We start from the raw sequence: 10469 nt of genomic DNA, 5'->3' as shown, positions 1-10469 counted from the left end.
CGCGCCTTTGGGCAGAATGCTGTGGCTTGCATGCTTACCCAGATAGACCTGGGCGAGGGCTTGGGCACGCTCCTCGCCAATGCGGGAGAGCTGAAAGGGATTGATCTTCTCACCATGACGAAGCAGGATGATTTCTGCGGGCACCGCCTGGGCAGCCAGGGGTGCAAGACTCAATAGTGCCAATGCAATCAGGCGGCAAGTCGTTTTCATAGGTTTCTCCTAAAAATTCAGCGCCGTAACAAGGCGCCGCGGGCAAGGCCAAGAATAAGGGCGGAACTGAAAATGCCAATCACCGACATCGCCATGCCGTCGCCAATGATTCCCTGCCGAAAATTGCCGTAGATGTAGGTCGAGATGACCTGCGTACCCGCCGGCTGCAAGAGCAGAGAAGCGACCAACTCGCGCATGGAAAGGGCAAAAACCACCGTCGCCCCACCCACGAGCATGGGCCAGGCGAGCGGAATCTGTACTCGCAATACGTTGAAGATGGGCGAGGCTCCGTGCACCCGCCCTGCTTGTTCAAGGCGCGGCGGAATTTGCGCAAGGCCGGTGCGCGCGTAGCGCATGGCAAAGGGAAAGGTGACCGTGGCATAGGCAATGGCCAAAACGATGGGATGCCCAAAAATGGGCAAGGTGTTCCACGGCGCATTCCAAAAGAGGATCATGCCCACGGCAAGTACCACCCCCGGTATGGCCATGGGCAGGGTAGCCAAGAGGTCGACAAAGGCCGCAATCCTCCCCCCGCGGCGCACGATATTGGCCGCCAACAGCGCGGCGACCATACCCAGCACCGCCACCAAAGCGGCGAGTTCGAGACTGGTACGCAATGCAGAAAAGGCGCTCGACTGGTGCGAGAGCACGTGATGGTAATGCCGCCAGGTAAAGTTGCCGGCTTCTAGCCCGGCCGTGAGCGCCTTTTCAAAAGACACCACCAAAATGGCAGAGAGCGGCAGGAGGGTGCCGATTAGAGCGAACAGGGCAAGCGGCAGCAGGCTCCAAAAATACCGCCGTGGATTGCGTGACTGCTGGATTTGACTGCGGTTTTCGCGCACCAACGGGCGATAAAATAGCCATACGATCACCCCCATGGTACAGAGCACGAGACCAATGGCGGCGGCGCGCGGCAAATCTACCGGCCACACATTTACCGCCGACTCGATACTGGTGCTTAGCACCGATACCCCGGCATAGCCCGCGAGCAAGGCCGGCACACCAAACTCCGCCGAGGTATCGAGAAAAACCAGCAGGCCCGCCGCCGCCAGCGCCGGCAACAGCAGGGGTAGTAGCGCCAAACGAAAGGCGGCCCAGACCCCGGCGCCATGCACCCGCGCCGCTTGCCAAAGGCGAAAATTACCATTTTCGAGACTGGCACGGAGCATGATGTAGACCAAGGGCGTGAGATGCAGGGCCATGACCGCTCCCATCCCCGCCAAGGAGTACAGAAACTCCTCCAGCGGGGTGCCGCCAAAGTGGATCACCTGCTCGATCAAGCCCACCGGGCCCGCCAGCAAACTCCAAGCCTCCGCGGTCAGGTAGGGCGGAATCAGGAAAGGAATCAGAATGAGGACTTCCCAGAGCGGCGCGAGCCGCGGTGGGGCATAAAACATGAGCAGCGCCAACGCGAGCCCCAGAGGCAAGGCATATAGCACGGCAAAGCCCGCCATTCCCAGGGTACCCAGGAGGGCGTGCAGAAAGTGGCGGTCTACCCCCAAATGCAGCAGGGCAATCCCCTGCCCGGTGCCGGCATCGGGCAGCAGGGCTTCATAGAGAATGGCACCCAGGGGCGCCAGTACCAGCACCCCCAAAATCAGGTAGACCAAGAGATGATTGAGAAAGCGACTCACTGGCCGAGGATTTGCTTTTTGAAACGCGCCAAAACGGCAGGTTGCTCGGCGGCCAATTTCTGCCAATCGACCGGGATGACCTTGAAACTACCGATCTTGGCCATGATCGGCTTGGCCGGAATACCCTGTAGAGCGGGGTAGAGATTGTTCTTGGCCACCAATTTTTGCCCGGCGGGCGACATCGCAAAGTTGACGAACTGCTCGGCAAGTTGCTTGTCGGGCGCCGACTTCATGATCATGATTGGGCGCGGAATCATGATGGTGCCTTCCTTGGGATAGACGAGGCTGACGGAGTTGCCCTGCGCCTTGGCCGCCACTGCAGCGTGCCCCACACACTCGAGCATTCCGCTACGCTCCCCCGACAAAACCGGCAGTAGCGCCGCATGGTTGGTACCAGGCCAGACGGTGCCATTGGCCTTCAAGGCCGAAAGAAACTGCCAGGCCTTGTTGCCATACTGGTCGACAAAGGCCACCAGAAAACTCGACGCGGTGCCCGACAAGAGCGGATTGGGGGCGGTGATACGATCCTTCCATTCCGGCTGGGTCAGGGCAAACCAGCTATTGGGCAGGCTTGCGCCCTGGGGTAGGGCCTTGGTATTGAAGACCATCGATACCGTATCCAGACCGTAAGGCAAGAAGGGCGCGGGCTCTTGGGCCGGCTGTACCAGCGTCTTTTCGATAGAGGCCGGGCGATACGGATACACCATCCCCTGGTGGGCAAGATCCAATCCGGCCGACCAGCCGGCCACCATCACCACATCGGCGTGCGGGTGGTTGGCCTCGGCAGCCAAGCGCGCCATGACCTTGCCGGTGCTGGAAGTCCAGACTTCGACATGGTCACCGGTCTTCTTCTCGAAGGCAGCAGCCAAGGACTTGGCCAAGGTGGCAGGAGCGGCACTGTAAAGGGTGAGGGTGGCGGCAGAGGCCGAGCCGGCAAAGGCAAGCCCCAGGGCGGCGAGTAGGAAACGTTTCATCATGACTCCTCTTGGGTAGTAGCGGTTTGCGGGATGCACCAGCCATGTTGCGGGCGCAATTTCCAGGGTCGGGGACCGAGATCCCCGCGACGGGAATAGGCGAGCAGTTCTTGCCCATCGCTGCTCTGTAGGGCGAGAAGATAGCGGCCGTCGTGCCAATGGGCATGGCGCACCTCGGCACGCGCTCCTTGGCTTGGGTCGATGTCATCGACTTCGATATCACCTGGACGCAGCAGCAGCGTGGCCCGACTCGCCCCGTGGAGACTGCGGGCGGCGGGAACCGTGAGACGTTGCCCTTCCCAAAGCAGCAGAGCGTGCCCGGCTTGCTGCTCGAGCACCGGCGCCTGCACCGCACGCACCGCACCGCCCAGCTTGGCAACGGCGAAGCTGGCAGGTTGTTGATAGAGGCCCTCGGGGCTATCCCACTGCTCCAGGCGACCGTTGTGCAGCACCCCCACTCGTTGGCCAAGGTAGAAGGCCTCGCCGGGATCATGGGTAACGTGCAGGGCCGTAATCCCCTCGTCGCGAAAAACGCCGTGCAGAAACTCCCGCAAATTCTCGCGCACGCCGTGGTCGAGGGCCGAGAGCGGCTCGTCGAGCAGGACGATACGCGGATTGGCAATGATGGCGCGGGCAATGGCTACTCGCTGCTGCTGGCCGCCAGAAAGCTCGTGCGGCCGGCGCTTAATCGCCGCCACCGGAATCCCCATGCGCTCGAGCAAGGCTTGGGCGCGCTTGCGATCTACCGGCAAGCGCCGTGCGCGCAGGGGATACAGCACATTGTCGAGAATGCTGAGATGCGGCCACAAGGCGGCATCCTGAAAGACCATGCCGATCTGGCGGCGTTCTGGGGCAAGCCACACCCCCGGTGCCGCAACGGTTTCGCCGCAGAGACGGATGCTTCCCTGCTGCGGGCGCAGCAAGCCAGCAATGGCCGCCAACAAGGTGCTCTTACCCGAGCCCGACTCGCCGAGCAAACACGCATAGCTGCCGCGCTCTTGGCGCAGGCTCACCTCGCGCAGCACCTGCCGACCCCCGAGCTCGATGCCGAGCTTTTCTACTTCGAGCCCAATTTCCGCGGGCAGCGCCGCCTCAGAAGGCATACTGCAGCATCAAGCGGTTATAGAGGCAGGAATGCCCGGCGTAGGAAGCCAAACCATTGTCGATGGCAACACGATCGCGAATGCTCAGGCCCCGAAGTTGTCGCGGGAAATAGCTCAGATCCAGGTAGACTCCGTTGGTCCGCCCCTCATAATTGGTGTTGAAGTGGGCGAATCCGGCAAGAAAACGAATTTGCTTCTGCCACGCTTGCAGGGCAGCCCCCAAACGCCAGGCATGCCCAGGCCCAAAGGCCAGCAGGTTGTTGGTCATGAAGGAAGCGTACATAGCCGTATAGTTACCGTAGGGCGAAACGATAGCGCCCCCGCCAAAACTGTGCGCATGTGGCTGGAGTTCATTGTAGGCAAAAAACAGGTTGGCCAGAGGAACTTTCATCCCTACTTTTACACCCCAAAGCGTGGTGTTGACGCTACCCTTCTGCCCAAAAAGACTGGCTTGATAATTCTGGAGAATACCGTTGTTCTCCCACTCGCGCATGAATTGCCCTGCAAGGTAGGGAGTAACACCAGCCACTTTCCGGCCATACTGCACACTGGTGTAAAAAAGATTGGCAAATTGGTAAAAGTCGTAATACCAAGCGGCAAGCTTGGCGTCCTCCCCCTGATACTGTGCGCCAAAGGCGAGCGTACCATTGCTGGCGGGAGTGTTATCCTTAAGGCCCACCTTCTTGACGCCATACAGAGGGTCTTCGTCATAATTCGTTGGATAATAAAGATTATCGCGATAATAATTGCTCGAAGTGCGGCTTTTCCAGCGAAAGATACGCATTCCCTCGATGGTGAGCCCAGTAGTGGGCTCGACCTTGGCAAAAATCCCCTGAAAAGTTTGCGGCAGCATGCGCGAGTCCCGCGGCCCCATCCACGGCGTGTTGATAATCTGATTACCAATCCGCAGCAACAAACGCTGGGGCATTTGGTACTGCAGATACGCCTGACCGAGGGCGTTGATGGAAGGAGCAATACCCATAAGGGTGGTATCCACTGCTTTACTGTCGGCGCCGTGGGTACCCAGACTATTGGCGGTAAAGAAACTCAGTCCGGCGCTGAAACCGTCCAGGCTCCCGCTCTGGGCGTTGAGAATCCCACCAAGACTGTAGGCATCCTGATTTTCTTGCTTGGGGGCGCCATAGAGCTTGCTGAAGTAATAAGAGCGCAGATCGCCGCTCACCGAGCCATCACGAATGATCTTTGCGAGGGTATCGGCATGGCTGCAGGGAGCCAGTACAGACAAGCCCAGAGCAAGAAGATACTTGGAGCGATTGGTCATTTTGCGGTCCATAGCGGTTCCATTAGGCCCGCTATGCTAGCCCAGAAATATGACAGGCGTGTGAACTTTTTATGAACTTTTTGTGACAGCCGGAACACGCATTGCCAACACGACTAGCATCGCCAGTCAACAAGGCTTGGAAAGCGAAAAGAAGAGCGGCAACAACATACCCAGAAACGAGAATCGAGCGACGATTTAGCATGACACGTAACCTCCACAGCAGTTTGTCCGTACTCCGGAAGCCCCCGCAGCCCTTGTCAAGCCACCCAGACCAAGCCTGGGGCTTGACATTACATGCCTCTGCAGCGCCTATACTGCCGCCAGCATAGAAAGGTACGGAGGGGCGATGAGCGAGACGGCAGAATTGCAAATCGACGTTGCGGGGATGACTTGCGCCTCCTGCAGCGCCCGCGTCGAGCGCAGTTTGCAGAAATTGCCAGGGGTGCGTGAGGCCAGCGTCAATCTCGCCAACGAACGTGCTCGACTGCACTTCGATCCGCAGCGCCTCAGCGCCCAGCAGGCGGTAGACGCCATCCGCGCCATTGGCTACACCCCCGTGGTCCGGGAGCTGGATCTGGCGGTACAGGGTATGAGCTGCGCCTCTTGCGTTGGCCGCGTCGAACGGGCCCTGCGCCGCAGCTCCGGGGTGCTCGAGGCGACGGTAAATCTTGCCACCGAGCGGGCCCATCTGCGCTATCTGCCAGCCATGACCGATCCGCAACGGATAGCCGCCGCGGTGGCGGCGGCGGGCTACCCGGCCCAGCCCCTGGACGGCGCTGCCGTTCAGGATCGGCACGCGGGTTTGCGCGCCATGCGGCGCGATGTACTCATCGCCCTACTGTTGGCGCTTCTCATCGTCGTGCTGTCCATGGGCGGCATGGTCTTTCCTGCTTTTGCCCACTTGTTACAGGCGACGAGCCCCTTTCCGCAATTTTGGGATGGGCTGCAATGGCTCCTTGCCAGCATCGTGCTCTTCGGCCCCGGGCGGCGCTTCTTCCGCCCGGGCTGGATTGCCTACCGGCACCTGTCGCCCGATATGAATTCCCTGGTTGCCACCGGCACCGGGGCTGCATGGGCCTACAGCAGCCTGGTGCTCTTCTTCCCGCAGATCTTCCCGCCCGGGGCGCGGCAGGTGTATTTCGACTCCGCGGCGGTGGTAATTGCCGCGGTGCTTTTGGGTAAATATCTCGAGGAATTAGCCAAGGGGCGCAGCTCCGCCGCCATCCGCAAGCTCGTCGATCTGCAGGCCAAGACGGCGCATCGAGTGGCGGCCGACGGTAGCGAAAATGAGGTGCCGCTGGCCCAGCTGCGGGTCGGGGAGCGGGTGCAGGTGCGCCCTGGGGAGCGCATCCCGGTAGATGGTCTGGTTTGCGCGGGCAGCGCGCAGGTAGATGAATCCATGCTGAGCGGCGAGCCGATGCCGGTGCGCAAGCAAGCCGGCGATGCAGTGGTCGGTGGCACGGTCAATCAAGACGGACGCTTGCTCATCGAGATCCGCTCCCTGGGCAATGATACGGTGTTGGCCCAGATCATTCGCCTAGTGGAAAACGCCCAGACCGGTAAGCTGCCCATTCAGCGCCTAGCCGACCGTGTGGTGCGGATTTTCTCTCCCGCCGTCCTGCTCATTGCCCTTGGCAGCCTCATTGTATGGTTATTGCTCGGGTTTCCGATCAATGCAGCGCTGGTAGCGGCGGTAGCGGTGCTTGTCGTCGCTTGTCCTTGCGCCATGGGCCTCGCCACCCCGGCGGCCATTCTGGTGGGCAGCGGCCGGGCGGCGGAACTTGGCGTGCTTTTTCGCAAAGGAGAAGCCATGGAGACCTTGTCGCAGATCGACACGGTACTCTTCGATAAGACCGGTACCCTGACCGAGGGTCGACCTGCCCTCGTCGCCATCGACGGGGCAGAAGTGGCGACGGCCCTGACCCTCGCAGCTGCCCTGGAGGCCGCTTCCGAGCATCCCTTGGCGCGGGCGATCGTGCGCGCCGCCGCAGAGCGCCAACTCACCCTCTTGCCGGTGGAGGATTTTCAGGCCATCGCCGGCTACGGTGTGCGCGGCCAGGTGGAGGGACGGCAGGTGCTGGTGGGAGCTCGACGCTTCCTCGAGCGCGAAGGCGTAGACAGTAGCCGTTTCGCGCCCCGCGCTGCGGAGTGGGAGGCCGCGGGGCGCAGCGTGGTTTTCGTTGCCGCCAATGGGGAGGTTCTCGCCCTCCTTGCCATTGCCGACCGCATCCGTGACGAGGCCGCAGCCGTTATCGCTGCCTTGCACCGGCGGCATCTGCAAGTGGCCATGGTCACCGGCGATGCGCAGCGCAGTGCCGAGGCGGTGGCCGACACCCTGGGCATCGATGCCATCCATGCCGAGGTCCTGCCGGCCGACAAGGCCAAGGTAGTCAAGGCCTTGCAAGCCGAAGGAAGGCGTGTGGCTTTTGTGGGCGATGGCATCAATGATGCCCCGGCCCTGGCGCAAGCCGACGTTGGCATTGCCCTTGCCAGCGGTACCGACATCGCCATCGAGGCTGCCGATGTGACGCTAACGCGCGGTCATCTTGGCGAACTACTTACGGCTCTTGGCACCGCGCGCCGCACCCTGGGCACCATTCGCGGCAATCTGTTTTGGGCCTTTGCTTATAATGTCGTTTTGATTCCTGTGGCCGCCGGGGTGGCAAGCCCGCTGGGCATTTCCTTGAGCCCCATGCTGGCGGGGGTAGCGATGGGGATGTCGTCGCTCTTCGTGCTCGGCAACAGTCTGCGCCTCAAAGGGCTGCGCCCGTGGCGGGGGGCTGACAGCAAGGCGCTGCTTCCCGTAGACTGACGCCTTTCTCTGGCACCAGGGAGCCCATGGTCGAGAAGATTCCCGCAGACTCCGTCGGCATTGTCTCCTATCACGATCTCGAAGTCCGCGAAGCGTTGACGCTGGCCTGCGGCCAGTCCCTGCCCGGTTACAACCTGCGCTACGAGTGCTACGGCGAGCTGAATGCCGCGCGCAGCAATGCGGTTCTGCTCTGCCATGCCCTATCCGGTGATCACCACGCGGCCGGCTACCACAGCGCCGAAGACCGCAAGCCGGGCTGGTGGGACAACATGATTGGGCCGGGCAAACCCATCGATACCCGCCGCTTCTTTGTGGTCTGCAGCAATTTTTTGGGCTCCTGCAAAGGCTCCACCGGCCCCGCCAGCATCAACCCGGCCACTGGGGAGCCTTGGGGGCTCGATTTTCCCATGGTTACCGTAGCCGACTGGGTGCGCACGCAAGCAGTTCTCAGCGACCACTTGGGCATCGCACAGTGGGCCGCCATCGTTGGCGGCAGCCTGGGCGGCATGCAAGTCTTGCAATGGGCCATCGACTTTCCCGAGCGCCTGCGCCATGCCGTGGTCATTGCTGCCGCCCCCAAGCTCAGCGCCCAAAACATCGGCTTTAACGAAGTTTGCCGGCAAGCGATCATGAGCGATCCCGACTTTCACGGCGGCCGCTACTACCAGGCCGGAACCAAACCCAAACACGGCCTTGCCTTGGCGCGGATGATCGGACACATCACCTATCTTTCGGACGATGCCATGGGCAAGAAATTCGGCCGCGAAACCCGGGGTGGCAAGCAGCTTTCCTACGGTTTTGACATCGACTTCGAAGTCGAGAGCTACCTACGCTATCAAGGCCAGCGCTTTGTCGAGCATTTCGACGCCAACAGCTATCTCTTCATTACCAAGGCTCTCGATTACTTCGACCCGGCGGCGGCCCATGGCGGCGACCTTGCCGCCACCTTCGCGCAAGTGCAAGCGCGCTTCCTCGTAGCCTCCTTTAGCAGCGACTGGCGCTTTGCCCCGGAGCGCTCCCGGGAAATCGTCCAGGCCCTTTTCCGCGCCGGTGCGGCGGTCAGCTATGCGGAAATCGAGGCACAGCACGGGCATGACTCCTTCCTGCTGCCCATACCGCAGTACCATCGGATCATGCGCGCCCACTTCGAGCGCATTGCCGAGGAGCAAGGACTATGAGCCAGCCTCTGCGTCCCGACCTGCAAATCATTGCCGACTGGATTCGTCCCGGCAGCCGAGTACTCGACCTTGGCTGCGGCGAGGGCGAGTTACTCGATTATCTGCGCCGCGAAAAACAGGTGCAGGGTTATGGCATCGAGGTCGATGACGATCGCCTGGCGGCTGCCATTCGGCGCGGCCTCCCGGTTTTGCAGCAAGATCTCGATCAGGGTCTGCGCCAATTTGCCGACAACAGTGTCGATACCGTCGTGCTCTCCCTGACCCTGCAGGCCGTCTATTACCCCCGCGAACTCTTGCTCGAGATGCTGCGGGTGGGTCGCGAGGGCATCGTCACCTTTCCCAACATGGGGCACTGGCGGGCACGCTGGCAATTGGGGGTGACGGGGCGGATGCCGATGACGGACGTACTGCCCCATTCATGGTACGATACGCCCAACATTCACCTGTGCACCATCGACGATTTCGATGCCCTCTGCCACGACAACCAGATTGCGGTTCTCGAGCGGCGGGTACTCGACGACCGTCGGCGGAACACCGCTGCCAACCGCGTCTGGCCCAACCTCTTGGGTGAGGTAGCCCTGTATCGATGTGCGCTACGCCAGCCGGAGGAGAAGAAATGAACCTGGAACTGATCAGCTCCCCCCTCTGCCCTTACGTGCAGCGTTCGGTCATTACGCTGTTGCACAAGGAAGTACCGTTTACCCTCACGCCTATCGATCTCGCCCACAAGCCCGACTGGTTTCTCGAGATTTCCCCTTTGGGCAAGGTTCCCTGCCTGCGCATCGATCGAGACACGGTGCTCTTCGAATCGCAGGTCATCAACGAATACCTGGATGAGATCCTGCCGCCGCCGCTGCACCCCAGCGATCCCCTCACGCGCGCGCAGCATCGCGCCTGGATTGCCCTCGGCAGCGATGCCCTGGGCGACCAGTTTCAGCTGATGGTGGCGCAGAGCGAGGAGCGCTTCATTGCCGCCCATCGCCAACTCTGCGACAAGCTCGAGCGCCTGGAAGCCGCCATGGGGGACGGCCCCTTCTTTGCTGGAGAATCTTTCAGTCTGGTCGACGCAGCCTTGGCGCCACTATTCATGCGCATGGAAATTCTGCACAGCCTGCGGCCATTGCCGCGCTGGGAGAGTCTCGGCAAACTACGGCTGTGGACCGCCCAGCTCATGGAATTACCGGAAGTGGCCGGTTCTGTGCGCGCAGACTTTGCCGATCTGCTGCGCGCCTATCTGAGTGAAAAGGGCAGTTTGTTGCTGCGATCAATGTAACGG

The 10469-nt window shown here is 61.3% G+C and carries 9 protein-coding genes; 4 read left to right on the top strand and 5 right to left on the bottom strand.

Going from position 1 to position 10469, the window contains the following annotated elements; translation table 11 throughout:
* From RTI30_RS02040 to RTI30_RS02020, 5 genes are all read right to left on the bottom strand, one after another.
* Positions 1–210: hypothetical protein (locus RTI30_RS02040; protein WP_312283317.1), on the bottom strand; the 210-nt coding region annotated here is incomplete at its 3' end.
* 17 nt (positions 211–227) lie between these two features.
* The gene (locus RTI30_RS02035; protein ID WP_312261794.1) at positions 228–1844 is read right to left on the bottom strand and encodes an ABC transporter permease subunit; all 1617 of its coding nucleotides are present in this window, start codon (positions 1842–1844) and stop codon (positions 228–230) included.
* Positions 1841–2821, bottom strand: a complete 981-nt coding sequence (locus RTI30_RS02030; protein ID WP_312274570.1) for an extracellular solute-binding protein — start codon at positions 2819–2821, stop codon at positions 1841–1843. The genes RTI30_RS02035 and RTI30_RS02030 overlap by 4 nt, the downstream gene beginning before the upstream one ends.
* Complete coding sequence (locus tag RTI30_RS02025; protein WP_312261791.1) at positions 2818–3921, bottom strand: ABC transporter ATP-binding protein; 1104 nt, start codon at positions 3919–3921, stop codon at positions 2818–2820. Before RTI30_RS02025 ends, RTI30_RS02030 begins: the two co-directional genes overlap by 4 nt.
* Complete coding sequence (locus tag RTI30_RS02020; RefSeq protein WP_312261790.1) at positions 3911–5203, bottom strand: OprD family outer membrane porin; 1293 nt, start codon at positions 5201–5203, stop codon at positions 3911–3913. The genes RTI30_RS02025 and RTI30_RS02020 overlap by 11 nt, the downstream gene beginning before the upstream one ends.
* Before the next feature lie 346 nt (positions 5204–5549).
* On the opposite strand from RTI30_RS02020, the gene RTI30_RS02015 reads away from it, so the two are divergent.
* From RTI30_RS02015 to RTI30_RS02000, 4 genes are read left to right on the top strand one after another with little or no spacing between them, the layout of a single operon-like run.
* Entirely contained in the window at positions 5550–8015 is a 2466-nt protein-coding gene (locus RTI30_RS02015) for a heavy metal translocating P-type ATPase (protein WP_312261789.1), read from the top strand.
* Between the two features lie 26 nt (positions 8016–8041).
* Positions 8042–9193 carry a homoserine O-acetyltransferase gene (locus RTI30_RS02010; RefSeq protein ID WP_312261788.1) on the top strand — a complete coding sequence of 384 codons (1152 nt, stop codon included), beginning with the start codon at positions 8042–8044 and terminating at the stop codon, positions 9191–9193.
* Positions 9190–9813: a methionine biosynthesis protein MetW gene (gene metW / locus RTI30_RS02005; RefSeq protein ID WP_312261787.1), complete on the top strand. Its 624-nt coding sequence runs from the start codon at positions 9190–9192 to the stop codon at positions 9811–9813. The genes RTI30_RS02010 and metW overlap by 4 nt, the downstream gene beginning before the upstream one ends.
* Positions 9810–10466 carry a glutathione S-transferase family protein gene (locus tag RTI30_RS02000; protein WP_312261785.1) on the top strand — a complete coding sequence of 219 codons (657 nt, stop codon included), beginning with the start codon at positions 9810–9812 and terminating at the stop codon, positions 10464–10466. Before metW ends, RTI30_RS02000 begins: the two co-directional genes overlap by 4 nt.
* The last annotated feature ends 3 nt before the right edge of the window (positions 10467–10469 follow it).

The sequence above is a fragment of the Candidatus Igneacidithiobacillus taiwanensis genome, from assembly GCF_031962545.1.
In the GTDB taxonomy this organism is placed as follows: domain Bacteria; phylum Pseudomonadota; class Gammaproteobacteria; order Acidithiobacillales; family Acidithiobacillaceae; genus Igneacidithiobacillus; species Igneacidithiobacillus taiwanensis.
Note: the sequence above shows the minus strand (reverse complement) of the source record. Positions and strands in the feature narration are given on the sequence as shown.

Excerpts from the sequence above, each read along its gene's own strand:
- RTI30_RS02030 (WP_312274570.1), bottom strand. The coding sequence starts at position 2,821 with ATGATGAAACGTTTCCTACTCGCCGCCCTGGGGCTTGCCTTTGCCGGC.
- RTI30_RS02025 (WP_312261791.1), bottom strand. The coding sequence starts at position 3,921 with ATGCCTTCTGAGGCGGCGCTGCCCGCGGAAATTGGGCTCGAAGTAGAA.
- RTI30_RS02020 (WP_312261790.1), bottom strand. The coding sequence starts at position 5,203 with ATGACCAATCGCTCCAAGTATCTTCTTGCTCTGGGCTTGTCTGTACTG.
- RTI30_RS02015 (WP_312261789.1), top strand. The coding sequence starts at position 5,550 with ATGAGCGAGACGGCAGAATTGCAAATCGACGTTGCGGGGATGACTTGC.
- RTI30_RS02010 (WP_312261788.1), top strand. The coding sequence starts at position 8,042 with ATGGTCGAGAAGATTCCCGCAGACTCCGTCGGCATTGTCTCCTATCAC.
- metW (WP_312261787.1), top strand. The coding sequence starts at position 9,190 with ATGAGCCAGCCTCTGCGTCCCGACCTGCAAATCATTGCCGACTGGATT.
- RTI30_RS02000 (WP_312261785.1), top strand. The coding sequence starts at position 9,810 with ATGAACCTGGAACTGATCAGCTCCCCCCTCTGCCCTTACGTGCAGCGT.